27 protein-coding genes, 4 tRNA genes and 1 pseudogene are annotated in these 26,112 nt (G+C 65.2%); 12 read left to right on the forward strand and 20 right to left on the reverse strand.

The features are described 5' to 3' along the window. Positions 1 to 58: 58 nt before the first annotated feature. Together M3A49_RS22405 and M3A49_RS22410 are read left to right on the forward strand one after the other, a co-directional pair. Positions 59 to 135: transfer RNA gene (locus tag M3A49_RS22405), tRNA-Arg, on the forward strand. An 81-nt stretch (positions 136 to 216) separates the two neighbouring features. Next, positions 217 to 293: transfer RNA gene (locus tag M3A49_RS22410), tRNA-Arg, on the forward strand. Positions 294 to 382: 89 nt separating this feature from the next. On the opposite strand, the gene M3A49_RS22415 is transcribed toward M3A49_RS22410, so the two are convergent. From M3A49_RS22415 to M3A49_RS22435, 5 genes are all read right to left on the reverse strand, one after another. After that, on the reverse strand, positions 383 to 865 hold the full coding sequence (locus M3A49_RS22415; RefSeq protein ID WP_254352014.1) for a phage protein NinX family protein: 483 nt from the start codon (positions 863 to 865) through the stop codon (positions 383 to 385). A gap of 179 nt (positions 866 to 1,044) precedes the next feature. Beyond that, complete coding sequence (locus tag M3A49_RS22420) at positions 1,045 to 3,411, reverse strand: RelA/SpoT family protein (protein WP_028205169.1); 2,367 nt, start codon at positions 3,409 to 3,411, stop codon at positions 1,045 to 1,047. 92 nt (positions 3,412 to 3,503) lie between these two features. After that, positions 3,504 to 3,707, reverse strand: a complete 204-nt coding sequence (gene rpoZ / locus M3A49_RS22425) for a DNA-directed RNA polymerase subunit omega (protein WP_006400783.1) — start codon at positions 3,705 to 3,707, stop codon at positions 3,504 to 3,506. Positions 3,708 to 3,747: 40 nt separating this feature from the next. Next, positions 3,748 to 4,461, reverse strand: a complete 714-nt coding sequence (gmk, locus tag M3A49_RS22430; protein WP_266231098.1) for a guanylate kinase — start codon at positions 4,459 to 4,461, stop codon at positions 3,748 to 3,750. 14 nt (positions 4,462 to 4,475) lie between these two features. Continuing rightward, positions 4,476 to 5,414 (reverse strand): YicC family protein, encoded by a 939-nt coding sequence (locus tag M3A49_RS22435; protein ID WP_266231099.1) that lies wholly within the window; start codon positions 5,412 to 5,414, stop codon positions 4,476 to 4,478. Positions 5,415 to 5,717: 303 nt separating this feature from the next. Here M3A49_RS22435 and rph point away from each other — a divergent pair, with 303 nt between their 5' ends. The 8 genes from rph (at position 5,718) to M3A49_RS22475 (ending at position 11,654) form a co-directional block, all read left to right on the forward strand. Next, positions 5,718 to 6,458: a ribonuclease PH gene (gene rph / locus M3A49_RS22440; protein WP_266231100.1), complete on the forward strand. Its 741-nt coding sequence runs from the start codon at positions 5,718 to 5,720 to the stop codon at positions 6,456 to 6,458. After that, positions 6,451 to 7,098, forward strand: coding sequence for an RdgB/HAM1 family non-canonical purine NTP pyrophosphatase (gene rdgB / locus M3A49_RS22445; protein WP_266231101.1), 648 nt, complete (start codon positions 6,451 to 6,453; stop codon positions 7,096 to 7,098). Before rph ends, rdgB begins: the two co-directional genes overlap by 8 nt. 44 nt (positions 7,099 to 7,142) lie before the next feature. Beyond that, the gene (gene hemW / locus M3A49_RS22450) at positions 7,143 to 8,312 is read left to right on the forward strand and encodes a radical SAM family heme chaperone HemW (RefSeq protein WP_266231212.1); all 1,170 of its coding nucleotides are present in this window, start codon (positions 7,143 to 7,145) and stop codon (positions 8,310 to 8,312) included. Positions 8,313 to 8,377: 65 nt separating this feature from the next. Then, positions 8,378 to 8,467, forward strand: a tRNA-Ser gene (locus M3A49_RS22455). A 308-nt stretch (positions 8,468 to 8,775) separates the two neighbouring features. Then, the gene (locus M3A49_RS22460) at positions 8,776 to 8,988 is read left to right on the forward strand and encodes a hypothetical protein (protein ID WP_028205175.1); all 213 of its coding nucleotides are present in this window, start codon (positions 8,776 to 8,778) and stop codon (positions 8,986 to 8,988) included. Positions 8,989 to 9,194: 206 nt separating this feature from the next. After that, on the forward strand, positions 9,195 to 9,629 hold the full coding sequence (locus M3A49_RS22465) for a TonB family protein (RefSeq protein WP_245623706.1): 435 nt from the start codon (positions 9,195 to 9,197) through the stop codon (positions 9,627 to 9,629). Between the two features lie 386 nt (positions 9,630 to 10,015). Beyond that, positions 10,016 to 11,332: an MFS transporter gene (locus tag M3A49_RS22470; protein WP_028205176.1), complete on the forward strand. Its 1,317-nt coding sequence runs from the start codon at positions 10,016 to 10,018 to the stop codon at positions 11,330 to 11,332. Positions 11,333 to 11,474: 142 nt separating this feature from the next. Further along, the gene (locus M3A49_RS22475) at positions 11,475 to 11,654 is read left to right on the forward strand and encodes a hypothetical protein (protein WP_133185845.1); all 180 of its coding nucleotides are present in this window, start codon (positions 11,475 to 11,477) and stop codon (positions 11,652 to 11,654) included. A gap of 48 nt (positions 11,655 to 11,702) precedes the next feature. Here the strand turns inward: M3A49_RS22475 and M3A49_RS22480 are convergent, their stop codons facing one another. The 9 genes from M3A49_RS22480 to M3A49_RS22520 all read right to left on the reverse strand — a co-directional run bounded on the left by M3A49_RS22480 (position 11,703) and on the right by M3A49_RS22520 (position 18,495). Beyond that, positions 11,703 to 11,828: a hypothetical protein gene (locus M3A49_RS22480; RefSeq protein WP_256094537.1), complete on the reverse strand. Its 126-nt coding sequence runs from the start codon at positions 11,826 to 11,828 to the stop codon at positions 11,703 to 11,705. A 260-nt stretch (positions 11,829 to 12,088) separates the two neighbouring features. Next, positions 12,089 to 13,096, reverse strand: coding sequence for a lipopolysaccharide heptosyltransferase I (gene waaC / locus M3A49_RS22485; RefSeq protein ID WP_266231102.1), 1,008 nt, complete (start codon positions 13,094 to 13,096; stop codon positions 12,089 to 12,091). A gap of 381 nt (positions 13,097 to 13,477) precedes the next feature. Further along, complete coding sequence (locus M3A49_RS22490; protein ID WP_028205179.1) at positions 13,478 to 13,795, reverse strand: YXWGXW repeat-containing protein; 318 nt, start codon at positions 13,793 to 13,795, stop codon at positions 13,478 to 13,480. 229 nt (positions 13,796 to 14,024) lie between these two features. Continuing rightward, positions 14,025 to 14,279 carry a cell division topological specificity factor MinE gene (gene minE / locus M3A49_RS22495; protein ID WP_027795398.1) on the reverse strand — a complete coding sequence of 85 codons (255 nt, stop codon included), beginning with the start codon at positions 14,277 to 14,279 and terminating at the stop codon, positions 14,025 to 14,027. 14 nt (positions 14,280 to 14,293) lie between these two features. Next, positions 14,294 to 15,109, reverse strand: a complete 816-nt coding sequence (gene minD, locus M3A49_RS22500) for a septum site-determining protein MinD (RefSeq protein WP_266231103.1) — start codon at positions 15,107 to 15,109, stop codon at positions 14,294 to 14,296. Positions 15,110 to 15,201: 92 nt separating this feature from the next. Then, on the reverse strand, positions 15,202 to 16,083 hold the full coding sequence (minC, locus tag M3A49_RS22505) for a septum site-determining protein MinC (protein WP_266231104.1): 882 nt from the start codon (positions 16,081 to 16,083) through the stop codon (positions 15,202 to 15,204). Positions 16,084 to 16,319: 236 nt separating this feature from the next. Next, positions 16,320 to 16,856 (reverse strand): GNAT family N-acetyltransferase, encoded by a 537-nt coding sequence (locus tag M3A49_RS22510; RefSeq protein ID WP_254333773.1) that lies wholly within the window; start codon positions 16,854 to 16,856, stop codon positions 16,320 to 16,322. A gap of 142 nt (positions 16,857 to 16,998) precedes the next feature. Next, positions 16,999 to 17,784, reverse strand: coding sequence for a type I methionyl aminopeptidase (gene map, locus M3A49_RS22515; RefSeq protein ID WP_266231105.1), 786 nt, complete (start codon positions 17,782 to 17,784; stop codon positions 16,999 to 17,001). A 138-nt stretch (positions 17,785 to 17,922) separates the two neighbouring features. Further along, a complete protein-coding gene (locus M3A49_RS22520; protein ID WP_266231106.1) occupies positions 17,923 to 18,495 on the reverse strand; it encodes a hypothetical protein in 573 nt (190 codons plus the stop codon). A 64-nt stretch (positions 18,496 to 18,559) separates the two neighbouring features. Here M3A49_RS22520 and M3A49_RS22525 point away from each other — a divergent pair, with 64 nt between their 5' ends. Next, entirely contained in the window at positions 18,560 to 18,730 is a 171-nt protein-coding gene (locus tag M3A49_RS22525) for a hypothetical protein (RefSeq protein WP_266231107.1), read from the forward strand. Between the two features lie 3 nt (positions 18,731 to 18,733). On the opposite strand, the gene M3A49_RS22530 is transcribed toward M3A49_RS22525, so the two are convergent. From M3A49_RS22530 to M3A49_RS22540, 3 genes and pseudogenes are all read right to left on the reverse strand, one after another. Further along, positions 18,734 to 18,824: transfer RNA gene (locus tag M3A49_RS22530), tRNA-Ser, on the reverse strand. A 146-nt stretch (positions 18,825 to 18,970) separates the two neighbouring features. Beyond that, positions 18,971 to 20,263 (reverse strand): serine--tRNA ligase, encoded by a 1,293-nt coding sequence (gene serS / locus M3A49_RS22535; RefSeq protein WP_266231108.1) that lies wholly within the window; start codon positions 20,261 to 20,263, stop codon positions 18,971 to 18,973. 97 nt (positions 20,264 to 20,360) lie between these two features. After that, a pseudogene (locus tag M3A49_RS22540) lies at positions 20,361 to 21,460 on the reverse strand (replication-associated recombination protein A). Between the two features lie 214 nt (positions 21,461 to 21,674). Here M3A49_RS22540 and cytX point away from each other — a divergent pair. Further along, the gene (gene cytX, locus M3A49_RS22545) at positions 21,675 to 22,991 is read left to right on the forward strand and encodes a putative hydroxymethylpyrimidine transporter CytX (protein WP_266231109.1); all 1,317 of its coding nucleotides are present in this window, start codon (positions 21,675 to 21,677) and stop codon (positions 22,989 to 22,991) included. Between the two features lie 79 nt (positions 22,992 to 23,070). On the opposite strand, the gene bioB is transcribed toward cytX, so the two are convergent. Genes bioB through bioF form a run of 3 tightly spaced genes read right to left on the reverse strand, consistent with a single transcriptional unit; the run spans position 23,071 to position 26,111 of the window. Continuing rightward, complete coding sequence (bioB, locus tag M3A49_RS22550) at positions 23,071 to 24,156, reverse strand: biotin synthase BioB (RefSeq protein WP_266231110.1); 1,086 nt, start codon at positions 24,154 to 24,156, stop codon at positions 23,071 to 23,073. A 51-nt stretch (positions 24,157 to 24,207) separates the two neighbouring features. Then, positions 24,208 to 24,918, reverse strand: a complete 711-nt coding sequence (gene bioD / locus M3A49_RS22555) for a dethiobiotin synthase (protein ID WP_266231111.1) — start codon at positions 24,916 to 24,918, stop codon at positions 24,208 to 24,210. Further along, positions 24,915 to 26,111 carry an 8-amino-7-oxononanoate synthase gene (gene bioF / locus M3A49_RS22560; RefSeq protein ID WP_266231112.1) on the reverse strand — a complete coding sequence of 399 codons (1,197 nt, stop codon included), beginning with the start codon at positions 26,109 to 26,111 and terminating at the stop codon, positions 24,915 to 24,917. Before bioF ends, bioD begins: the two co-directional genes overlap by 4 nt. Position 26,112 lies beyond the last annotated feature (1 nt).

Genomic DNA, 26,112 nt, shown 5'->3' on the forward strand with positions numbered 1-26,112 from the left:
AAATCACGATAAGGGCCTTCCCTTTTTTCGAAGCCCTGCTATAATCTCTTTTCTGCGTGCGGCTGTAGCTCAGTTGGATAGAGTACTTGGCTACGAACCAAGGGGTCGTGGGTTCGAATCCTGCCAGCCGCACCATTTATTCGAAGCGCTTCCCGTCGGTTTGATCCGGGAAGGGTTTCAAGCAGTATAGTGTTGTAACTAGTATCGTCTTAGCGTGCGGCTGTAGCTCAGTTGGATAGAGTACTTGGCTACGAACCAAGGGGTCGTGGGTTCGAATCCTGCCAGCCGCGCCACCAAATAAAGGGCCTTTCCGTACGGAAAGGCCCTTTGTCTTTTCAGCTGCAGAATTGGGTGTGCCTGGCGTATCGCGAGAAGCGAAACCCTAGCGCGGCGGCGTGCCGATGTCGCCGATCTGGGCATCGGGACGCGGCAGGTCCTCCACGTCGCCAATCGCGCTGGGCTCCCCAACAGGCTCCATGCCCATGCCCAGCAACGCCTGCGGCTGCCTCAGCATCTGCCCTACCGTCTTACCGAAGCGGCTCGCGACGAACGCCCGCAGCAGCGCCTCACGCGTAGTTTCTCCGTAGGCCTCCAGGACTGCCCCCGACTCCCCTTCGAACTCGGCCACACAGGAAGCCGGCTCGCCTCCGCGCAGCTCGACGCGCCTCGCGCGGTCGAGCACCACGCCGGCCGCCTCCCACGAATCGGTGGGCATGAAGCGGCCATCCCACGGACGCCCGCGATCGTTGCCGCGCACGGCAACCGTCTCGCCACTGTCGGTGAAATAGATTTCACGCACGAAGTCCGGCAGGCTGCGCGCCACCCAGTAGTCGAGTGCGAGTCCGGTCAGTTCAGCTACGTTCATTGCGAGTCCCTCGTTTCGGTTCGAAGGAAGATGGGTACATGACCGGCAAGCGCGGTCAGGCTGCCGCGAAGGCGCGGCCGATAAGACAACGATAGATTACCGCGCGAGACGCGCTGCGGGAGCGGCCCGCGCCACGCAAGCGCGTTGCCGAGCTCGCCGCCCGCAGCTACGCGCCCCGATCAATAATCCGCGCGCTCGCGCTCGATGCGCATGCCGCCGTCGTGGCGATGGTGCCCGTCGTCGCTCGAACGCTCGCGCGCAATGCGCATCACGTCCGGATTCGTGCGCACGCGGCGCATGACGTTCGCGAGGTGCACGCGATCGCTCACCTGGATCACGAAGCGCAACATGTTCGATTCCTGTGCCAGATCGTCGTCCATCGCGATGTGGACGATGTTGGCGTCAGCCGACGTGATGTCGGCCGCCACGCGCGCGAACACGCCCTTGGTGTTCTTCACCAGCACCTTGACGGCGACGTCGAACAGCCGCCCCGGCTGCGGTGCCCACGCCACGTCGATCCAGCGGCCAGGGTCGCGCCGGTGGATGCGCTGCGCCACGCGGCAGTCGGTCGTATGGATCGCCATGCCAAGGCCGATGCCGATATAGCCCATAATGCTGTCGCCGGGAATCGGGCGGCAGCAAGCCGAAAGCTGCACCGACATGCCCTCGGTGCCCGTGATGACGACAGGCGGCGCCGGCGGCGCATTCGGGTCGCGCGGCGGATGGTGATGCTCAGCGTCGTCGGCGTCCTGGCCGCTCATCAGCACTTCGATGCGTTTGGCCATGACCGCCGCCACGCGCCGGCCAAGACCAATGTCGGCGAAAATTTCCTGGCGGTTCTTGTTGCCGGTCCACAGGACCAGCTTCTCCCACACTTCCGGCGTGACTTCCGAAAGCTGGTAGCCGTAGCCCTTGAGCGCCTGATCGACGAGCCGCTCGCCCAGTTGCACCGACTCCGTGAGACGCATCGTCTTCAGATAGTGCCGGATCGCCGAGCGCGCCTTGCCGGTACGCACGAAACCGAGCCACGCCGGATTCGGCTTGGAGTACGGCGCGGTGATCACCTCGACAATATCGCCGCTCTTCAATTCCGTACGCAGCGGCAGCAGCTCGTTGTTGATCTTCACGGCCACGCACTGGTTGCCGAGGTCGCTGTGGATCGAATAGGCAAAGTCGAGCGCCGTGGCGCTGCGCGGCAGCGCCATGATCTTCGACTTCGGCGTGAAGACGTAGACGGCGTCCGGGAACAGGTCGATCTTGACGTGTTCGAGGAATTCGCTCGAGTCGCCGACTTCGCTCTGGATGTCGAGCAGCGACTTGAGCCACTGGTGCGCGCGCTTTTGCACGTCGTTGAGATCCGCGCCGCCGTTCTTGTAGAGCCAGTGCGCCGCCACGCCGGCTTCGGCGATCTCATGCATCTTGCGCGTGCGCACCTGGAACTCGATCGGTGCGCCGAACGGGCCCACGAGCGTGGTGTGCAGGGACTGATAGCCGTTCACCTTGGGAATGGCGATGTAGTCCTTGAACTTGCCCGGAACTGGCTTGTAGAGCGCATGGAGCGCGCCGATGCAGGTGTAGCACTCGAGCGCCGACTCGACCACGACGCGAAAACCGTACACGTCGAGCACCTGCGAGAACGACAACTGCTTGTCGCGCATCTTCTTGTAAATGCTGAAGATGGTTTTCTCGCGGCCGGTGACTTCGGCGTCGAGCTTCGCGTCGGCAATGCCGCGCTGCACCGCTTCCAGAATCTTGCTCACCACTTCGCGGCGATTGCCGCGCGCGGCCTTCACCGCCTTTTCGAGGGTGGCGTAGCGATTCGGATTGAAGTTCGCGAAGCTCAGGTCCTGCAGCTCGCGATAGGTGTTGTTCAGGCCGAGACGGTGCGCGATGGGCGCGTAGATGTCGATGGTCTCGCGCGCCACGCGGCGGCGTTTTTCGGGTGGCACCGCACCGAGCGTGCGCATGTTGTGCAGCCGGTCGGCGAGCTTCACCAGAATCACGCGCACGTCGCGCGCCATCGCGAGAAGCATCTTACGGAAGTTCTCCGCCTGCGCTTCCTCGCGATTGCGAAACTCCATCTTGTCGAGTTTCGACAGGCCATCGACCAGTTCCGCGACCTTCGCGCCGAAGCGCTCGGCGAGTTCCGCCTTGGTCACGCCCTGATCTTCCATCACGTCGTGCAGGAGCGCAGCCATGATGGACTGCGCGTCGAGCTTCCAGCCGGCGCAGATTTCCGCGACGGCGACGGGATGGGTGATATACGGTTCGCCGCTCTGGCGATATTGCCCGAGGTGGGCTTCATCGCTGAAGTGGAACGCCGCCTTGACCTCCTTGATTTCCTCGGGAGTGAGGTAACCGGAGAGCGCGGCGGTCAGATTGGCGATAGAGACGACCCCGTGCTTGCGGGGCTGCTCCGGCGTCGCGGTCGGACCGAACAGATGGCGAAACGACTGTTCGAGGACCGCGTCGATGTAATTGCGCGCAGGGCTCGCAGTCTCGGCTTCCTGGTCCACGTCGGTGGCCGGCGAGGGCGTGATGCTCATGTTCCCCTCCGTATCAGGTTTGGCGTTGACGGTTAAAGCGCCTGCGGCGGTACAAAACTACATGGCGATCGACAATGCCTCGGAACGCGCCCTTAGACGGGCACCTTCTTCAGCATTTCGAGGCCGACCTGGCCAGCCGCGATCTCGCGCAGCGCGACAACGGTTGGCTTGTCGCGGCTTTCGATCTTGGGCGTGTGACCTTGGGCGAGCTGGCGGGCGCGATACGTCGCGGCGAGCGCCAGTTCGAAGCGGTTCGGAATCTGTTTCAGACAATCTTCGACGGTGATGCGGGCCATGTCGGGTTCCTTCTCATTCTCAGCAGGTTCTTATTCTACCTTATGTGCCCGACGCGCCGGGCTGCGGGTGGTGGATACCGAGCTGCACGAAGAGCTCGGTATGCCGCGCGTATTGCGAAGCGAAGCGCAGGCGCGTGGCGCTCACGATGTTGCGCAGCTCCTGCAACGCGCGATCGAAGTTCTCGTTGATCACGACATACTCCGATTCGCTCGCATGCGCGATCTCGCTGCCCGCTGCAAGCAGGCGTCGCGTGATGACGTTCGGCTCGTCTTCGCCGCGCTTTTTCAGGCGGTCGGCGAGCGCTTCGAGCGACGGCGGCAGGATGAAGATTTCCACCGCATTGCGGAACTGCTTCTTCACTTGCTGCGCGCCTTGCCAGTCGATTTCGAGCAGGACGTCATGGCCGATTTTCATCTGGTCTTCGATCCACACGCGCGACGTGGCGTAGTAGTTGCCATGCACTTCCGCGCTCTCGAGAAACTCGCCAGCGGCGTGGCGCGTGAGGAAGTCGTCGACGGTCGTGAAGTGATAGTGCTCGCCGTCGCGCTCCTTCGAACGCGGCACGCGCGTCGTGTACGAAACCGACAGGCGGATCGCGCTGTCTTCGGCAAGCAGCGCGTTCACGAGCGTCGACTTGCCCGCCCCCGACGGCGCCACCACCATGAAGAGGTTGCCGGGGTACATGCCCGCGTACGGATTGCGCTTTTTGTCCTGCTTCGCGTCCGCTTTGGGGGTGCTGCTTTGGTCGGTCATGTTCGTTGCTTCCTTCATTCGAGATTCTGGACCTGCTCGCGCATCTGCTCGATGAGCAGCTTGAGCGTCATCGAGGCGTCCGCGAGTTCCTTCGCCGCCGCCTTCGAGCCGAGCGTGTTCGCTTCGCGGTTGAGCTCCTGCATCATGAAGTCGAGACGCTTGCCGACGCGGCCGCCCTTCTCGATCACGTGACGCGTTTCGTTCAGGTGCGCCGTGAGACGCGAGAGCTCTTCGGCGATGTCGATGCGAATGCCATACATCGTCACTTCCTGGCGGATGCGCTCGGCAATTTCTTCACGCGAGATGTTGCCGATGCTGCCGCCGTTGCCATTGCTGTCCGGCGCGGCGATGCCGAGCGCTTCCTGCAGACGCTCGACGATCTTCTGCTGGTGCTTCGCGATCAGCTCCGGCACGAGCGGCGTGATGCGCGCGACGATCGCCTCCATTTCGGTCACGTTCGCAAGCAGCATGTTGGCGAGCTGCGCGCCTTCGCGAGCGCGCACTTCGATCAGATCGGCGATGGCCTGCTTGCCGCAGCCGAGCACGGCGTCGCGCAGCACCTCGGCCGCCACTCCGCTTTCCGCCAGCACGCCGGGCCAGCGCAGGATCTCGCCCGTGCGCAGACGGCCCGACTCGGGAAACGCTTCGAGCACGGCGCGCTCGAGCCCGGCCAGCTGATCGAGCGCGTCGCGGTTGAGCGCGCCCGCGCTGGCGCCCTGCTCGCTCTTCTGGATGTTGATGCGGATGTCGACCTTGCCGCGCGAGAGCTTCGTCATCAGCATTTCGCGCAGCGTGGGCTCGCACACGCGCACGTCTTCGGGCATGCGGAAGTTCAGGTCGAGAAAGCGCGAATTCACCGTGCGCAATTCGACGGAGACACTCGCGCCGCCCGTGCCCGAAGCCGCAGCAAGCTCGCGCGTGGCGCTGGCATAGCCGGTCATGCTGTAAATCATGGTTCGTCTCGCGAAGAGAGCCGTGGCGTCGTGCGCTGCGCGCGCGGGTCACGGCGAGGAAATCGAGGCGCCCGGCGTGTTGTCGCGAATGGACGAAAAGCGCGGGGCGGAGAAACCGCATTATCCCATTTTTGAGGGCGCGCCTTCGCAAGCGCGGGCTGCATGCCGCTTCCGGACGGGGCGGCCCGCTTTCCACCCTCCTGTCGCCGTCCCGCCGCCTTCCGGCCGCGCCCGTCGCGAGGCGCGCGGAGGCGGTAAAATCACGGTTTCCCCTTCCCTCTCGCGCCCTCGCGCACCTTCACGATGACCCAATCCATCCAGCGCCCCTCCGGCCGCGCCGCCGACCAGCTTCGCGAAGTCCGCATCACCCGCAACTACACGAAGTACGCCGAAGGATCGGTCCTCGTCGAGTTCGGCGACACCAAGGTGCTGTGCACCGCGAGCGTGTCCGAAAGCGTGCCGCCGTTCCTGCGCGACAAGGGCCAGGGCTGGCTCACCGCCGAATACGGCATGCTGCCGCGCGCCACGCACACGCGCAGCGACCGCGAAGCCGCGCGCGGCAAGCAAACGGGCCGCACGCAGGAAATCCAGCGCCTGATCGGCCGCGCGATGCGCGCCGTGTTCGACCTCGAGGCGCTCGGTGCGCGCACCATCAACCTCGATTGCGACGTGCTGCAAGCCGATGGCGGCACGCGCACGGCGAGCATCACGGGCGCGTTCGTGGCGGCTCACGACGCCGTCTCGAAGCTGCTGGCCACGGGCCGCATCGAACGCTCGCCGATCTACGACTACGTGGCGGCGATTTCGGTTGGCGTGTACGAAGGCGTGCCGGTACTCGACCTCGACTACGACGAAGACTCGCAGTGCGACACCGACATGAATGTCGTCATGACGGGCTCGGGCGGCATGGTCGAAGTCCAGGGCACGGCAGAAGGCGCGCCGTTCTCGCGTAAGGAACTGAATGCGCTGCTCGATCTGGCGCAAAGCGGCATCCGCTCGCTGATCGAAAAGCAGAAGGCGGCGCTGGAGATCTCGCATGGCTGATCTGCAGCCGGGTTCAACGGCTAAAACCGCGGCTCGCGCGCTCTCGCGCGTCGTGCTCGCCTCGAACAACGCGGGCAAGCTGCGCGAATTCGCGGCGCTGCTCGGCGCGGCCGGCATCGAGCTCGTGCCGCAAGGCGCGCTCAACGTGCCGGAGGCCGAGGAGCCGCATCCCACCTTCGTGGAGAACGCGCTCGCCAAGGCACGCCATGCGGCGAAGCTCACGGGCCTGCCCGCGCTCGCCGACGACTCGGGCCTGTGCGTGCGCGCGCTGCGCGGCGCGCCGGGCGTGTATTCGGCGCGTTACGCGCAGCTCGCGGGCGCCGAGAAGAGCGACGCGGCGAACAACGCGCTGCTCGTCGCGAACCTGAAAGATCACGCGGATCGCCGCGGCTACTACTACTGCGTGCTCGCGCTCGTGCGCCATGCCGACGACCCCGAGCCGCTCATCGCCGAAGGCCGCTGGCACGGCGTGGTGCTCGACGCACCGCGCGGCGACAACGGCTTCGGCTACGACCCTTACTTCTACGTTCCCGAGCTCGAAGCCACGGCCGCCGAGCTCGATCCGGCGCTCAAGAACGCGTCGAGCCATCGCGCAATTGCCCTGCGCCAACTGCTCGCGCGACTCCAGGAGGAAGCGTGAGCCAGCAGCATCGAATTGGCATCGAGGTGGTCCAGTCGTTCACGATGCCTGGCAGCATTCGCCTCACTTCGCTGCCACCGCTCGCGCTCTACGTGCATTTTCCGTGGTGCGTGCGCAAGTGCCCGTATTGCGATTTCAATTCGCATGAATGGAAGGGCGAGCGCTTCCCCGAAGACGATTACCTCGACGCCCTGCGCGCCGATCTCGAGCAGGCGCTGCCGCTCGTCTGGGGTCGCCAGGTGCATACGGTGTTCATCGGCGGGGGCACGCCCAGCCTGCTTTCCGCGGCGGGTCTCGATCGACTGCTTTCGGACGTGCGCGCCCTGCTGCCGCTCGACGCCGACGCCGAGATCACGCTCGAAGCGAATCCAGGCACCTTCGAAGCCGCGAAGTTCGCGCAGTTTCGCGCGAGCGGCGTGAACCGGCTTTCGGTGGGCATCCAGAGCTTCAACGAAGCGCATCTGAAAGCGCTCGGACGCATTCACGACGCGGCGCAGGCACGCCATGCGGTCGAAGTCGCGGCGAAGACTTTCGACAACTTCAACCTCGACCTGATGTTTGCGCTGCCGCAGCAGACGCTCGCCGAATGCGAGGCCGACATCGAGACGGCGCTCTCGTTCAAGCCGCCGCATCTGTCGCTGTATCACCTGACGCTTGAACCGAACACGCTGTTCGCCAAGTTTCCGCCTGCCCTGCCCGACGACGACCAGTCCGCCGACATGCAGGACTGGATTCACGAGCGCACGTCGGGCGCGGGATACGGGCGCTACGAGGTTTCGGCTTACGCACAGCCGGATCGCCAATGCCGGCACAACCTCAACTACTGGCGCTTCGGCGACTATCTCGGGATCGGCGCCGGCGCGCATACGAAGCTCTCGTTTCCGAACCGCATCGTGCGCCAGGCGCGCTACAAGCATCCGGCGACCTTTATCGAGCAGGCGCGGGCGGGGACGCCGGTCCAGGAAGAGCACGAAGTGGGCGCACGCGATTTGCCGTTCGAGTTCATGCTCAACGCGCTGCGGCTCGTGGAAGGATTTCCGGTGCATCGCTTCATCGAACGCACGGGACTGCCGATCACGACGATCGAACCGGCGCTGCAGGAAGCCGAGCGGCGCGGGCTCATCACGCGCGACTATGAAAAGATCGCGCCGACCGAATTGGGGCAGCGGTTCCTGAACGATTTGCAGGCGCTGTTCCTCAAGGACCCGCACTGAGGTCGACCTGGATCGACCGGGCGACTGCCGTCGCGTGTGCGTTTCGGGTTACAATGCGCGGCTCCGGAGGTGTGGCAGAGTGGTTGAATGCACCGGTCTTGAAAACCGGCGAAGGGGTAACCCTTCCGTGAGTTCGAATCTCACCGCCTCCGCCAATTCGTGAAACCTGGCGCGTCCCAGCGCCAGCGTGTCGTCAAAGTGCCGGCCGTCAGGCCGAAACGCCGCTGATCTACGAGACACCGTCCCTGTGCCACGCGAGAATGTGTGGTCAATATCGCGCCACAAATAATCAGGACTGCGAGTTATTTTGCGCTGGCAGATCACGCTCGCGCAGCGCGCTGCGACACGCCGATCGCATTTAAAGGGTCAAACCCAAAAATCACTTCAGCAAATCCCGCTCAATTCACTAGGTGAAAACCCTAATCACGAGGTAAAATCGTACCCATTGATGGGAAAGATCGCCATGCCGCACCAATACCAACTGCTCGAAAAATTCGCGTTTTCGCTTGTCGTCCTGTTCGCCGTGATGTGCTCCAGCTACATCGCGTGGGAAAGCTCGCCCAATCTGCGTGACAACTTCCAGGTCGGCAAGGAGCTGTTCCTGAAGAGCGGCGAGTATTCGTACGCCTGCGCGACGACCGCTGCCGATCCCTGCGCGCAGTTCCCAGTCGAATAAGCAGCCTCTAGCACCCTCGCCGTTTCGCACGTCCCGTGAACTACGCGGGACAGTTCTGATTGCTTCCCGCTGCGTATCGTCTAAGCTCGATTCAGGTTCCGCTTCCGAGCTTGTCCGACATGCTCATCCGCGTCCAGTTGTCTTGCGGTTCATCCGCACCTCGCGCCTCCCTCGCACGGCGCCTAGGTCTGGTTTTGCTGCTCGCGATGCTCGGCTGCCTCGGCGCCTGCACGATCACGCCGCCGCCCAGGCCGCTCCTCGTCATTCCCCCCGCGGCGATCAACAGCGCCACCCTCGACGACTACCGCACCACGGTCGCGAAACACATCGTCGAGCACAACCCGTCCTACGTTCTGCACGGCGCGCCGCAGGCCATGCTGCGCTCGCTCGTGGTCGTGTCGTTCACGGTCAATCGCAATGGCCAGATCGTGAAATCATCGGTTTACCGGACCAACGGCGACGACGAAGCCGAAGCCACCGCCCTCGCAACATTGCGCCGCGCCGCGCCGCTGCCGCCGCCGCCCGGCGGCCTGCTCAATTCCGCTGGCCAGCTCGACATGTTCGAGGACTGGCTCTTCAACGACAACGGCAAGTTCCAGCTGCGCACGCTCGCGTCGCCGCAGGCGCAGAACTACCAGTGACCAACGCGCTTCGCGCCGATGCCTGACTCGCGCGGGCCTGCTTACGCCCGCCTTGCTGCGCGGCGCGCACGGTCGTTATAATTTTTCGCTATCCCCAGCCGGCGCCCGCCGGCCATGCCTCTTGCCACGCGCCATCCGCGCGGCCGCGCGAGGCTTCGACCGCGCTCCCGCTCCTTCGTGCCTATCGGCGCGTGCTATGGCCGGTCAGGAATCAACGTGCACGGCTCGCGCCGTGCGATGCATACTGGCGAAGCGTCGCCGCCTGACGCTGCCGGAGCGTCGAGCGCCGACCACGCGCCCCGCCACGCTTCGAGCCTGAACAAAGACGCCCGCGCAAGCCTCGCAAGACTCAGGCGCGAGCGCGTCACAACGACTGGAGACCCTGGATGTCCACCTCACCCATTTCGCCCGCGCGCGCCGATCAGGCAAACGCAGCGAAGCAGCAAAGCACCGCGCGCGTGATCTTTGCGAGCTTTATCGGTACCGCAATCGAGTTCTACGACTTCTATGTGTACGCAACGGCCGCCGCGCTCGTGATTGGCCCCGTGTTCTTCCCGCACGGTTCGGCCACGGCGCAGGCGCTCTCGGCGTTCGTCACCTTCGGCATCGCGTTCGTCGCGCGGCCGATCGGCTCGTTCATCTTCGGCCACTTCGGTGACCGCATCGGCCGTAAATCGACGCTGGTGGCGTCGCTGCTCGTCATGGGCCTCTCCACCACGCTGATCGGCTTCCTGCCCGGCTATGACGCGATTGGCAGCCTCGCGCCGATCCTGCTGTGCATCCTGCGCTTCGGCCAGGGCATCGGTCTGGGCGGCGAATGGGGCGGCGCCGCGCTCCTCGCGACGGAATACGCGCCGCAAGGCAAGCGCGGCTGGTTCGGCATGTTCCCGCAGCTCGGGCCGTCGGTGGGCTTCCTCGCCTCGAATGGCCTCTTCTTCGGCCTCGCCTCGACGCTCTCCGACCAGCAGTTCCGCGACTGGGGCTGGCGCGTGCCGTTCATCGTCTCGGCGGTGCTCGTCGCGCTCGGTCTGTACGTGCGCATGAAGATCGCCGAAACGCCCGCCTTCAAGGCCGCCATCGAGCGCGAGGAGCGCGTCAAGGTGCCGGTCGCGACGCTGCTCTCCCAGTACTGGTGGCCGACGCTGCTCGGCGCGCTCGCCATGGTCGTGTGCTACACGCTCTTCTATAACGCCACGGTGTTCTCGCTCTCGCACGGCGTGACGGCGCTGCACATTCCGCGCCCGACCTTCCTCGGCATGCTGTGCATCGCGGTGGTGTTCATGGGCATCGCCACGCCGATCTCGGCCTGGCTGTCCGACCGCTTCGGCCGCAAGCCCGTGCTGATCGTCGGCTGCATTCTGGCGATTCTCTCGGGCTTCACGATGGAGCCGCTGCTCGGTAGCGGTGCGACGCCGCTCGTGCTGCTCTTCCTCGTGATCCAGCTGTTCCTGATGGGCGCCACGTTCGCGCCGATGGGCGCGCTGTTGCCCGAGCTGTTCCCGACCAGCGTGCGCTACACGGGCGCGGGCGTCGCTTACAACCTGGGCGGCATTCTTGGCGCATCGGTTGCACCGTATATCGCGCAGGTGCTGGCCGCGCGCGGCGGTCTCTCGTGGGTCGGCGCGTATGTGTCGATCGCCGCCTGCGTGAGCCTGTTCGGTGTCCTGTGCATGCGCGAGACGCGCCATACGTCGCTCTCGTAACGCATCGCCGCATCAATAAAAAAGCGGAGGCCGCCAGGCGGTCTCCGCTTTTTTTATGCCTTTTTTAATCGCTTTGGGTACGCACGATGCGTGTCTATACTCGCATCAACAAGCGGGGAGCGATCTCCCGGGGGAGCCGACGATGAACCTGCATCTGAGCAACGCCGACATTGTTCTGATCATCGCCCTCGCCCTGGGCATCTCGCTCCTGCTGGCGTTTCGCCTGCGCACCGCGAGCTGGCGTGCGGTCCTGCTCGAAGCGCTGGCGGCGAACGCCGCGGCAATTGCCGCGGTCGTCGCGATTGAAATGCTGCTTGCCTGAAGGCCGCCGTGCCGCAGGTACCGCCTGGGCGGCACCGTTCGGCAGCGATCAGCGATAGTAATACCCGTGATGGTAGCCGCCGCCGTAGTAGCCGCCGGCCGGCACCACGACGCAGCCGCCCAGCGAAGCCGCGAGCAAGGCGCCGGCGATGAGGGTAAGCGTCAATCGTTTCACAGTGTTCTCCCTTCAAGTCAGTGTCTGTGTCCGGCCATGCGATGTCGGGCTGGACGGTTACGATTGAACACGACGGCGAAGGCGTGAGGCGTTGCAATTTGTAAGCAGCGGTGTGGCCCGTGTAACAGCATGGGCGCCCAAAGCCTTTTGCATGCGCTGTCAGGCGCGCCCCTCCAATACAAGCGCGACACTTTTAACAAGCTCGTAATGGGAAACGGCGGGGAAAGCACGCTGCAACGCGCGTGCCGACCCGCGAAAACTCAAGCGGCGTGAACGCGCGATGACGGCATAGACGCGCCGCCGTCGCGCGCCGGGTAGATGCGATCGACAGCATCGATCGCCACCTGCACGGGCGGCACGTGATGGCCGTCGCCGATCGAGATCGAGCGATTGGGCGCACGCACGCCGCTGTGCTCGGCGTCGGTCGAAACGAAGACCATCACGGTCGGCTTGATGAGCGCGTGCGAGAGATGCACGAAGCCCGTGTCGGTGCCGACCACGAGCGCGCAATCCTCGATGCGCTGTGCGAGCTGGGAAACCGTGAGGCGCGGCAGCACCGTCGCGCCCGGGATCAGCGCCGCGATCTCGCGCGCCGCGGCGTGCTCGCTATCGGAACCCCAAGGCAGTTCGATGCGCAGGCCACGCGCGATCAACGCATTGCCAAGCTCCCCCCAATGCGCGACCGGCCACTTCTTCTCGTCTTTCGAAGTCGCGTGAAAGAGCAGCGCCGTGGGTGCGTCAGGCGCGGGCAGCGCGGTGCCGTCGCGCGGAACGCGCATCTGAAATTCGGGCGGCGTATCGACCGTGTAGCCGAGCGCCTCTCCCGCGCTGATGCGCATGCCGTGCCACGCATCGCACTTCGGACGCGGCCCGAAGCGGCCGTTGTATGCGAAGGCCGCGCCGCGCTCGCCGAGGTCCTGCGAGAGATAGCCGAAGCGGCGCCGCCCGCGCGCGAGAAACGCGATGATCGCGCTCTTGTACACGCCGTGAATGTCGACGATGGCGTCATAGCGGTAGGCGCGCAGTTCCGAAATCGACGCCCAGATCGCCTTGAAGTCGCTCCAGCGGCGTGCCTTCTTGAAGCGGCGAAGCGGCGCGCAGAGCACGCGGTCGACGCCCGCGTTCCAGCGCACGATATCGGCAAAGGCCTCGTCCGCGGCCCAATCGACCTTAACGCCGGGGAAGGCGCGCTGCACGTCGGCCACGACCGGAAGCGCCTCGACGATGTCGCCGAGCGAAGTCACTTTGACAATCAAAACTCGTTTCATTGTGCTGCGGACCGCAGGGCCCGATATTCCAGTCTTCAAGGGATTTCCGGAGATTTTAACGGACGAAGCTTGCGGCAACCTGCGAACAGGCGATCGAATAGGAGCGAAATCTGTCCCTTTCTCATTGGATCCCTCGTGTGGCATCGACAATGGACGCTGTAAAACGCGCCGGGCCCGACACGCCAATGCGCGCCAGGCCCGGAATGGACGATCCGTCGAGGGATCGAAATAAACGGTCAACGGCTAGTAGACGACGACCGGTGCGGGTCTCACGTACATGGGCCGCGCCGGCACGACGATGCAGCCCGCCAGCGTAATCGCGAGCACGGCCGCCGCGAGCAGTTTTTTACTCATGAGAGGGCTCCCCTCAGGCTTGAAAGATCAGGCGGCCCAATGGCCTTCGACCCAGCGCCAGTTCGGCCCATGCGCGATCCAGTGTCCCGGCACCCAGTGATAGCCCACGCGCTCAGCCTGCCAGTGGCCCCTCACCCACACGTACTGGCCGTGGTCCCAGCGCCAGTGGCCCTTGTCCCACGCGTAGCCCACGCGCGGCGCCGGCACGACTTCCACGCGTTCGGCAGGCGGCGGTGCGCTCGGCTCGACCACGACGATTTCGGCAAATGCGGGAGCCGCGACAGCGCAGGTGCCAGCGGCGACGATCGCGGCCTTGGCGATGAAAACGCGAATGGAGTTGTTCATGTTGACCACCCTTGATTGTTTGACGCCTTGATTGGCGTTACCCGATCAATGCGCGCGCACGGCGTTGCGCTGACAGCGGCGGTGTAACGGCGCAGGGTGAAGTGAAACGGAATATTTCGGTAAGGCGGGCGGCCGCGCCAAAGCGCAGCGCGAGAAGAAAGGCGCGGAGGGAAAAGCGCGGCGATACGACGAACGACGCGCGCAGCGCAGCGGCTGCGCGCGTTGAAACTCAAGCCTGCGGAATCTCGATCTTGACCTCGAGCACTTCGAGATCGTCCTGACGCTCGAGACTCACGCGAATGTCTTCATCGGAGATCTTCACGTACTTCGAGATCACCGCGACCAGTTCGCGTTGCAGGGCCGGCAGATAGTCGGCGGGCGGATGGCCGCCTGCGCGCTCGTGAGCAATGATGAGCTGCAGGCGTTCCTTCGCTACCGAGGCGGACTTCTTCTTCTCGCCGAGAAAAAACGAAAGAAACGACATGACGTTCGCCTCCCTTACTTGCTACCGAAGAGGCGCTGCAAGAGGCCTGGCTTCTGGTAATCGGTGAAGCGAAGCGACTTGTCCTCGCCGAGAAAGCGCGACACGACGTCCTTGTATGACTCGGCGACGTCGGTGCCGTCCAGATGCACTGCCGGCAGACCCTGGTTCGACGCGTGCAGCACCGCTTCCGATTCGGGAATCACGCCGATCAGTTCAATGCGCAGGATCTCCTGAATGTCGTTCAGCGAGAGCATCTCGCCTTCGCTCACGCGCTTCGGGTTGTAGCGGGTGATGAGCAGGTGCTCCTTGATCGGGTCCTTGCCTTCGATCGCACGCCTGGTCTTCGACGACAGCATGCCGAGGATACGGTCCGAGTCGCGCACGGAAGACACTTCCGGGTTCGTCACGATGAGCGCTTCGTCGGCGAAGTGCATCGCGAGCAGCGCGCCCGACTCGATGCCCGCGGGCGAATCGCACACGATGTACTCGAAGTCCATCTTGCGCAGGTCCTCGATCACCTTCTCCACGCCCTCTTTCGTGAGCGCGTCTTTATCGCGCGTTTGCGAGGCCGGCAGGATGAAGAGGTTTTCGCACTTCTTGTCCTTGATGAGCGCCTGATTGAGGTTCGCCTCGCCCTGGATCACGTTGATCAGGTCGTACACGACGCGGCGCTCGCAACCCATGATGAGGTCGAGATTGCGCAGGCCCACGTCGAAGTCGATGACCGCGGTCTTGTGGCCGCGCAACGCGAGGCCCGATGCGAAACTCGCGCTCGTGGTCGTTTTACCGACACCACCTTTGCCCGAAGTCACCACAATGATTTTTGCCATTCCCTTACCTTGCGTTCGTCAGTTTCTCAGTTTGGTCTCATCGCGTGCCGCTCATGCTCCTGCTCGCCTGCGCACGACGCTCGAGCTGCGACTCAGGTGAGCCTCAACGGTTCGATCAACAGCTTTTCTTCCTCGAGCCGGATTTGAGCCGGCTTGCCCCGCACGTCGTCGGCGAGTGGAACTTCAGTGGTACGGTAGATGCCCGCAATCGAAATCAGTTCCGCCTCGAGGCTCGTGCAGAAAATGCGTGCGTCATGGTTGCCGTGCACGCCCGCGAGCGCGCGGCCGCGCAACGGCGCGTAAATGTGGATGTTGCCCTCGGCGATCACTTCCGCTCCGTTGGACACGAGGCCGAGCACGACCACGTCGCCCTTCGCGTAGATGCGCTGGCCCGAGCGCAACGGCCGGTCGATCACGAGCGTAGGTTCCGCACCACGTGCGCCGGATGCGCCAGCGTCGAGCGCCGCCGCTGCGTTCACCGTTGCCGCCGCGCTCGCTTCGGCGGCGGCCGGGTCCGTGTCGGCGGTAAAGAGTTCGGGCTGCGCAGCGGTGGCTTGCGGCGCGGCCGGAGCGGCGGCAGATGCGGTGGCCGAAGCATTCGCTGCCTCGCCGTCGCTTGCGCCTTCTTCGGCGGCCGGCTTCCCGCCCGCGCCGCGGCGGTCGCGTGCCTCGAGGAACGGCAGGCCTGCCGCAGCGGCCCAGCCGTGCTGTTCAGGTTGCGCAACCACGCCCACCGGGCGCATGCGCACGCTTTCGAGCAGACGCACAATGTCGCCGAGCGCAACCTGCTCGCCGTCGGCGAGACGCCGCACGTCGATCGCGACGGTGTCGTTTGCGAAGAATTCGGGCGTCGCCTCGAAGCGCCGCGTGAGCTCGGCGCGCATGGCATCGAGCTCGGTCGTCTTGACCACGAACAGAAGCGTATCGACTGAACCGCTCTTCAGTTCAAAATATGGCGATTTCCTGGGCGACATGGCGTTCGGCTAAAAATTTTGCATATTTTACAGGCGCGGGCGCACACGGCCATTATTTTTAATGGGATATTCGGCCAAATTCGCTGCCAGATACGCATCAACAAAAATGGCGCAAAAAAAGCGCGCGAAGCGCAAACGTGCCGAGCCGTCCGTGCAGAAACGATTCTGGTTCGGTGTGTCGTACGCAGGGAAGCGAAACGCGGGCGCCACCGCGCGCAGCGGCGCGAACGCCAGCGTTACGGCGAGGAAGCGGACTTCGTGTGCTCGCCGAGCGCACGCATGAGCAGCGTTTCCCACTGCTCGGGCTGCTGCTGGCTGCGCGCATGGTCGCCGGTGGCGACGAAGCCGAGGCGCTCGTAGAAGCGCATGGCCGTGGTGTTCGTGTCGGTGATCCACGCGTAGACCTGCGTGGCGCCTTCGCTCACGAGCCAGTCGATGGCGCTGTTCAGCAGCAATTCGCCGCCGCTTAGATGACGCACCGCAGGCGCGACCCACAGCGCCGAGACGAACGCGCGGCGCGCCGGCGCGCTTTCGAAGCTCGCGCCGATCAGACCGGCCGGATGGCCCTCGGTATAGAGAATGAACGACGTGCCCGTGTGCGAAACCGCATGCCGGGCCGCCGCGGCGTCGAAAACGGCGGCATCGGCGGATAGCGCGTCTTCGAGCGTGTCGCCGAATGCATAAGGCGCGTCGCGCAGCGAAGCTGTTCGAAGCTCGCGGAGCACGGCACCCTGATCGGCGGCGATACGGCGAACGGTCAGTGACGGACTCATGCAGTCGTAAACCCCAATAAAGCGCTAACGCGTAGCTTTAACCGAACTGGCTTGAGAGTCAAATCCTTATTTGACAATTGCCGGCACGCGACGCCCTGCGCGCGAGCCTTGACAGTCGGCCCCAGAGGCCGCACAGCCACGCTCACGGGGCCTCGTAGGCGCCTGTGCCGTCCGGCCAGGGCGTGAGGAGTTCATAGCCGTCGTCGGTGACAGCGACCATGTGTTCCCACTGCGCCGAAAGCGAGCGGTCCTTCGTGACGACCGTCCAGCCGTCGCGCTGCACCGACGTGCCGGCGCGGCCCGCGTTGACCATCGGCTCGATCGTGAAGACCATGCCCGGCTTCAGGCGCACGCCCTGCCCCGGCTGGCCGTAGTGCAGCACCTGCGGTTCCTCGTGGTAGACCTTGCCGATGCCGTGGCCGCAATACTCGCGCACGATCGAGAAGCCGTCCGCCTGGGCGCGCTTCTGAATGGCGTTGCCGACGTCGCCGAGCGTCGCCCCCGGCTTCACCTGGCGGATGCCCGCGAGCATCGCCTCGTAGGTCGTGTCGATCAGCTGGCGGCCCACCGTGCTCGGCGTGCCGACGCAGTACATGCGGCTCGTGTCCCCGAAATAGCCGTCCTTGATCACGGCCACGTCGATGTTGATGATGTCGCCGTCCTTGAGCACCTCGCCGCGATTCGGAATGCCGTGGCAGACCACGGAATTGACGGACGTGCAGATCGTCTTCGGAAAGCCGAGGTAGCCGACATTGGCCGGCACGGCCTTGAGCGTGTTGACGATGTAGTCGTTGCAGATCGCGTCGAGGTCGTCGGTGGAGACGCCCGGCTTCACGTGCTCGCCGATCATCGCGAGCACGTCAGCGGCGAGCCGGCCCGAAATGCGCAGGCGGGCGAGATCGTCGGCAGACTTGTAGGTGATAGGCATCGATGGACCGAGGTGGGCGCGGCGGTGGTAGAGAACCCTGCGCCGCAAATTCAAAGGAGCGATTGTACCGGCGCTGCGGCGTCGCTAGCGCAGCAACCCGCAGCAACGCGTGTCATCCCGATGACGCCGACGCGGAATTTACAGAGATCTCCGAGTGTTCGAGCACAAGCCGCCGTCAAGAATGAGAAATATCTTACATCGCGACCAGGCAGTCCGATCATGACCCCAAGTAATCCCGCCCCCACCTCCTCCACGCCGAACGCGGCGCCCCACATCCTGATCGCGCTGCCCACATACGACAACTCCGTGCATTTCGACTTCGCCATGGCCCTCGCGCGCCTCATGGAGGCGCTCAAGGAACGCGGCATCCGCTACGAGTACATCCACACGGCCTCGTCGCACATCATCCGCGCGCGCAATTTCTTTGCGAATTATTTTTTGAGCCATCGCGAGTTCAGCCATCTCCTCTTTCTCGATACGGACATGGACTTCTCGCGCGATGCGGTTCTGCGCCTGATTGCCGGCGACAAGCCCGTGGCCGGCATTGCCTGCCCGTACCGCTTTTTCGCCCGGGAAAAGCAGATCACGAGCGCCGACGTGGGGCCCACGCTGCGCGAATGGCAGGAAAAGACCGTGGACTACAACACGGCGATCCTCGCGGATGAAGCGGGCAGCAGTGTCGTGTCCGACGGCTGGGCCGAAGTAAGTCATGTCGGCACGGGCATCTTCCTCGTGCGGCGCGACGCGCTGGAGGCGATCGCGGCGCACACGGCGCGTGCGCGCGGCGGGCAAGTCGGTGTGGGCGCTCGTCGACGAAAAGATCGTGCATCACGGCGCATCGTCGATCTCGGGCACCTATCTGCAAGCGCAAGTGAAAGTACACGCCGAAACTCGAACAGAAAAGCAAAAACCCCTGCAGCGGTTAAGCAATGCAGGGGTTTTCTGAATTTGGCGGAGAGGGTGGGATTCGAACCCACGGTACGGGGAAACCGTACGCCTGATTTCGAGTCAGGTACATTCGACCACTCTGCCACCTCTCCGGGGCACTGCTGTTTTACTGCCTCCCCGGCATTGGTCGGCAACCGGAGAAGCGAAGATTATAGAACATGTTTTGAATTTTGCAAGCCCTCATTGGAAAAAGTTTCGAGGGCAAGGAATTCACACGTTCTGCACGCGAGGCAGTGCCTCAGGCGCCTGCTTCGAGACGCGCCACGCCGCCCATATACGGCCGCAGCACTTCCGGCACCTTGACCGAGCCGTCGGCTTCCTGATAGTTCTCCAGCACGGCAACCAGCGTGCGGCCCACGGCGAGGCCCGAGCCATTGAGTGTGTGCACGAGTTCCGGCTTGCCCTGCGCGTTGCGGTAGCGCGCCTGCATGCGGCGCGCCTGGAACGCTTCCGTATTCGAGCAGCTCGAAATCTCGCGATACGTGTTCTGCGCGGGCAGCCACACTTCGAGGTCATAGGTCTTGGTGGCCGAGAAGCCCATGTCGCCCGTGCACAGCGTGATAACGCGATACGGCAGGCCGAGCTTCTGCAGGATGGTTTCCGCGTGGACGACCATCTGCTCGAGCGCGTCGTACGACGTTTCGGGCGCAACGATCTGCACCATTTCGACCTTGTCGAACTGGTGCTGACGGATCATGCCGCGCGTGTCGCGGCCGTACGAACCGGCTTCCGAGCGGAAGCACGGCGAGTGCGCCGTGAGCTTGATCGGCAGCGCGCTGCCTTCCACGATGCTCTCGCGCACCGTGTTCGTGAGCGAGATTTCCGAGGTCGAAATGAGGTACTGCGTGACCGTGTTCTCGCCGCCGCCCTTCTCCACGCGGAACATGTCATCGGCGAACTTGGGCAGTTGGCCCGTGCCGTACAGGATTTCCGGGTTGACGATGTAGGGCGTGTACGTTTCCGTGTAGCCGTGGTGGAGCGTGTGCGTGTCGATCATGAACTGCGCGAGCGCGCGGTGCAGGCGCGCGATCTGGCCGCGCAGCATCGTGAAGCGTGCGCCCGAGAGCTTCGCGCCCGTCTCGAAGTCCAGACCCAGGGGCGTACCGACGTCCACGTGATCCTTCACCTCGAAGTTGAACGCGCGCGGCGTGCCCCAGCGGCGCACTTCCACGTTGTCGGCCTCGTCCTTGCCCGCGGGCACGCTCTCGTGCGGCAGGTTCGGCACGCCGAGCAGCAGGTCCGAGAGCTTCGACTGGATCTCGTCGAGCTTGGCGGCCGACGTCTTCATCTCGTCGCCGATGCCGCCCACTTCGGCCATGACCGCCGAGGTGTCCTCGCCGCGGCCTTTCATCGCGCCGATCTGCTTCGACAGGCTGTTGCGGCGTGCCTGGAGCTCCTCGGTGCGGGTCTGGATGGCGCGGCGTTCCGCTTCGAGCGCGGAGAAGGCCGCGACGTCGAGGGTGTAGCCGCGGTCGGCGAGGCGCTTCGCGACGCCGTCGAGGTCTTTGCGCAGCAGCTGGATGTCGAGCATGGGATTGTGAGACGCAGTTTCGTTGTGTGAAGGGACGATTTTAGCGCACCGGCCAGGGCATCCCGGCGCGGCGGGCATCGCCGTTGTTCAGGGCGATTCAGCCCTTGCGCTTCCTCTCGCGGAGTTCATCGCGGTGCTCATCGCGCCATTGCGCGTCGAGGTCGGCCAGGCGCGCGAGCTTTTCGCCGATCTTGCCTTCGAGCCCGCGCGGCGTGGGCTGATACCAGCGAGGCTCGCGCATGCCGTCGGGCAGATAGGTCTCGCCGGCCGCGTAGGCGTCGGGTTCGTCGTGCGCGTAGCGGTATTCGTGGCCGTAGCCCAGCTCCTTCATCAGCTTGGTCGGCGCGTTGCGCAGATGGATCGGCACCGCGCGCGACTGGTCCTTGCTCACGAAGCGCCGCGCCTCGTTATAGGCGTTATAGCCTGCGTTCGACTTCGGCGCGACGGCCAGATAGATCACGGCCTGCGCGAGCGCGAGTTCGCCTTCTGGCGAACCGAGGCGCTCGTAGGTCTCGGCGGCGTCGAGCGTGATGCGCCCGGCGCGCGGATCGGCGAGGCCGATGTCCTCCCATGCCATGCGCACGATGCGCCGCGCGAGATAACGCGGGTCCGCGCCGCCGTCGAGCATGCGGCAGAACCAGTAGAGCGCGCCGTCCGGGTTGCTGCCGCGCACCGACTTGTGCAGCGCGCTGGCAGTTCGCCCTGCTCTTCCTCGTCGAGGCTCTTGAGCACATACACGGCGGCGCGAGAAAGCAATGCGCTGTTGACCTCGAACGACGGGTTTTCCGTCGTCGCGCCGACGAACACAAAGAGGCCCGACTCCACATGCGGCAAGAAGGCGTCTTGCTGGCTCTTGTTGAAGCGATGGACCTCGTCGACGAACACGAGCGTCTGGTGGCCATGCGCGCGATGCAGCTGCGCCTGCTCCACGGCCTCGCGGATGTCCTTCACACCTGAGAGCACCGCCGAGAGCGCGATGAATTCGGCGTGAAAGGCATCGGCCATGAGACGCGCGAGCGTGGTCTTGCCCACGCCCGGCGGCCCCCACAGGATCATCGAATGCGCTTCGCCGGATTCGAACGCGACGCGCAGCGGCTTGTTGGGCCCCAGCAGATGCTTCTGGCCGATGACCTCGTCGATGGAGCGCGGGCGCAGCCGTTCGGCGAGCGGGACGTTGGCACGGGTTTCTTCAAACATGACGTTTTCGCGATAATGACGGCTTTCCGGCTGGCCGCGCGTTCGTGGCAGATTCGGGGACATAGCGCCCGACACCACAAAACGGCCCGCCGCACCGGATGCAGTCGTGCATTATGACAGCGTGCGCCGCGGCGCGAAGCGCGGGCAGAGCCGCTCGAGCTGACGCGCCCGGACAAAACAGACAAAACAGACGATACAGAGGAAAGCGTTCCACATGACTCAAGATTCGCACGCCGGCGAGGCCGGCTCCACCTACGCACCGAACATGCCCGTGCCCGACGCGCGCCGTCAGTTCCGCACCGGCGACGCCTTCGCGCTGTGGTTTTCGCTCGGCATCGGCCTGCTCGTTGCGCAGGCGGGCGCGCTGCTCGTGCCGGGCCTCTCGCTGCCCCACGCGCTCATGGCCATCGCCATCGGCAGCGTGATCGGCGTCGTGCTGCTCGCGCTCGCGGGCGTGATCGGCACGGACACGGGCCTCGCCGCCATGTCGTCGCTGCGCCCGACGCTCGGCATTCGCGGCGTGTCGGTGCCGGCCGTCATCAACATGGTGCAGCTCGTGGGCTGGGGCTCGTTCGAGATCATCGTGATGCGCGATTCCGCCGATGCGCTCGCCAGGCAAGCCTTCGGCCTGTCGATGCCGCTCGTCTGGACCGTGATCTTCGGCGTGCTCGCCACGCTGCTGGCCGTGAGCGGCCCGCTCTCGTTCGTGCGGCGCTTCCTGCGCACCTGGGGCATCTGGCTGCTGCTCGCCGGCGCGGCCTGGCTCACGTGGAGCCTGCTCGTGAAGCAGGACCTGGGCGCGCTGATGCGCCGCCCCGGCACGGGCGAAATGCCGTTTGGCAGCGCCATCGACCTCGTGGTGGCGATGCCGCTCTCGTGGCTGCCGCTCATCGCCGACTACACGCGGTTCGGCCGCAAGGCGGGGGAAACCTTCCGCGGCACGCTGTTCGGCTACGGCATCGCGAACCTGTGGTTCTATGCGCTCGGCGCCATCTACGGCCTCGCTGCGGGCGGCGGCGACGCGCTCCTCACCACGGCACTCGCGCAGGCCGGCGGCGGCTTCGCGCTGCTGCTCGTGCTGATCGACGAAATCGACAACGCCTTCGCCGATATCCACTCGGCCGCGGTCTCGACCGGCACGTTCTGGACGCGCGCCAGCGTGCCCTGGCTCTCGGCGGCGTTCGGCGCCCTGTGCACGCTGATCGGCCTCGTCGTGCCGATGGCGAAGTACGAGAACTTCCTGCTCTTCATCGGCTCGGTGTTCGCGCCGCTCTTTGGCGTGGTGCTCGCCGATCACTTCATCGTGCGCCGCCGCCATATCGACACGCAGGCGCTCGCCGATCTGAACGGCGTCTACGGCTATTCGGGCGGCTGGCACGTGAGCGCGTTCGTCGCGTGGTTGGTCGGTTTCGGCGCATATCAGGCGCTCAACCAGTGGCTGCCGAACCTCGGCGCGACGCTGCCTTCGCTCGTGATCGGCGCGCTGTGCTATCTCGTGCTGGCCGGGCGCCGGCGCGCGGCTTACGCGTAACGCGCCGTATTTCCACTGCGCAATAAAAAACGCCAGGCTTCGCCGCCTGGCGTTTTTGCTTCTGGCGACGTGCGAAACGTCACTCGCAGTGGCCGCAGCCGCCGTGCGAAGGACCGTGATGTGCGTGATGCGCGTGGTCGTCGGCGGGCAGATGCTGCGCGGCCTGCGCCGTGATGCCCAGACGCTGCAGCAGCCTGCGGTCGGCCTCCGCCTGCGGGTTGCTCGTGGTGAGCAGCTGGTCGCCGTAGAAAATCGAGTTCGCGCCCGCCATGAAGCACAGTGCCTGGAGCGCGTCGTCCATCTGCTCGCGGCCCGCCGAGAGACGCACCATCGCCTTGGGCATCGTGATGCGCGCCACCGCGATCGTACGCACGAATTCGAACGGGTCGATCGGTTCGGTGCCTTCGAGCGGCGTGCCCGTGACCTGCACGAGATTGTTGATGGGCACCGACTCCGGATACGGCTCCATGTTCGCGAGCTGGGCGATCAGGCCCGCGCGCTCGCGGCGCGACTCGCCCATGCCGACGATGCCGCCGCAGCACACGTTGATGCCCGCGTCGCGCACGCGTTCGAGCGTCTCGAGGCGATCCTCGTAGGTGCGCGTCGAAATGATCTTGCCGTAGAACTCCGGCGACGTATCGAGGTTATGGTTGTAGTAGTCGAGGCCCGCGTCGGCCAGCGCCTTCGCCTGATGATCTTCGAGCATGCCGAGCGTCACGCAGGTTTCCAGACCCATCGCCTTGACGCCGCGGATCATGTCCTTGATCGGCTCGAGGTGGCGATCCTTCGGACTGCGCCACGCCGCGCCCATGCAAAAGCGCGTCGCGCCGTTGGCCTTGGCCGCGCGCGCCGCGTCCAGCACGGCGTCGACTTCCATCAGCTTGCCGGCTTCCAGTTCCGTGTCGTGATGCGCCGATTGCGGGCAGTACGCGCAGTCTTCCTCGCAGCCGCCGGTCTTGATCGAGAGGAGCGTGGAAAGCTGCACGGCGTTCGCGTCGAAATGCTCGCGATGCACCTGCTGCGCGCGGAACATCAGGTCGTTGAACGGCAGCTCGTAGAGCGCGGCGACGTCGGCGACTTTCCAGCGCGCGGCGGCTTCGGCTGCAGCCTGGGCGCTCGGCGCGGTGGCCTTAAGCGTTGTGATGTCGATGTGGGTTTGCGTCATGGTGTCGTGGTCCTTCTTTACGTGACTGTGCTAGCTGTGCTTGAGTGTGCATTAAGCGTCGGCGCGCAGGCGCGCGAGCAACGCGTCGATGTTCAGATGTCCGGCTGCGTCGTCGGCGCTCGCACCGCGCATGTGCGGCACGACGCCGACGAGCAGCGCACCGTACCGGGCGGCGAGGCGCTCGCGCAGCGCGGCGATGTTTTCTTCGGGGAACGTCATGGCTGGGTCGATACGGTTGGCAACCCAGCCCGCGAGCTTCAATCCGCGCGCGGCAATCGCTTCGGCCGTGAGCAGCGCGTGGCTGATGCAGCCGAGGCGCATGCCCACCACGAGCACGACAGGCAGACCGAGCGCGACGGCGAGATCGGCGGTGTCTTCGGTCGCCGTGAGGGGCACGCGAAAACCGCCCACGCCTTCCACGACGATGGCATCCGCGCGCTCGCACGCAGCCTCGTAGCAATCGACGATGCGCGCCATGTCGAGCGTCACGCCTTCGAGCGCGGCAGCAATGTGCGGCGCGGCGGGCTCCTTGAGCAGAAACGGCGTGCGGATCTCGGGCGGCAACAGCACACTCGCGGCCGCGTCGAGCTGATCGGCGTCCTCGTTGTGCCAGACGCCGTCGCGCTCGTAAGCGCCCGCGGCGATCGGCTTGAGCGCCGTGGCGCGCAGCCCCGCGTGGGCGAAGCCGCGCAGGAGCGCCGCGCTCACGAAAGTCTTGCCGATCTCGGTGTCGGTGCCGGTGACGAAAAGCGAAACCGTCATTGCGCCAACTCCTGCGCTTCGAGGCTCGCGCGCTGCAGCGAGGCGTTCAGCCGGTCGAGGTCGGCATCCGAATGCGCAGCGGAGAGCGAAATGCGCAGGCGCGACGTGCCCTCGGGCACGGTGGGCGGACGAATGGCGGGCACCCACAGGCCGTCGCGCTCCAGCGCGGCCTGCAGCGCGAGCGTCGCCTCGTTCGCGCCGATGACGAGCGGCTGCACGGCGGTATGCGAATCGACGGACTGCCAGCAGGTCTCATTGAGCAGCGCACGCGTGCGCGCGATCAGATGCTTGAGATGTGCGCGGCGCGCATCGCCCTCCTCGCCTTCGATCAAACGCAGGCTCGCGGACACGGCATGCGCTACCGCCGGCGACGAAGCCGTGGTGAAGATGTACGGACGCGCACGCTGCACGAGCCATTCGATCACGGTGCCATGCGCGCAAATGAACGCGCCCGACACACCCGCCGCCTTCCCGAGTGTGCCGACCATCACGAGATGCTCCGAGCGCAGCGCGGCTTGCGCAAGCGCGCCGCGGCCCTGCGGGCCAAGGACGCCGAAGCCGTGCGCGTCGTCGACCACGAGCCACGCGCCATGCTGTTGCGCGAGTTCGACGAGACGCGCGAGCGGCGCGACATCGCCGTCCATGCTGAACACCGTGTCGCTCACGATCAGTTTTGCGCTTGCGTCGGAGGCTTCGAGCATCGCGGCGAGCGCCGCCATGTCGGCATGCGGATAGATCTGGATGTCGGCGCGCGAAAGCCGCGCGCCATCGATCAGCGAGGCGTGGTTGAGCGAATCGGAAAAGATCGTCGTGCCGCGCCCCGCGAGCGCCGTCAGCACGGCCAGGTTCGCCATGTAGCCGGTGCTGAAGTACAGCGCGCGCGGCGCATCGACGAAAGTGCCCGCGAATGCCGCGAGATCGTCTTCGAGTTCGGCGTGCGCGCGCGAGTGGCCACCGAGCAGATGCGAGCCGCCGCTGCCCGCGCCGTAACGCTGCGCGCCCTCGGCGATGGCCGCGACTAGTTGCGGGTGCGCGGCAAGACCGAGATAGTCGTTGCTGGCGAAACCGATGGTCGCGCGGCCGTCCACCTGCATATGGGCGCTGCAAGGCGTGTCGGCGGTGCGGCGGCGGCGGCGCAAGCCGCGCGCGTCGATGTCGCGCAAGCCCTGTTCGAGGGTATCGAGCAATGCCATG

Origin of the sequence: Paraburkholderia sp. CNPSo 3076, assembly GCF_026343935.1 — a bacterium.
Classification (GTDB): domain Bacteria; phylum Pseudomonadota; class Gammaproteobacteria; order Burkholderiales; family Burkholderiaceae; genus Paraburkholderia; species Paraburkholderia nodosa.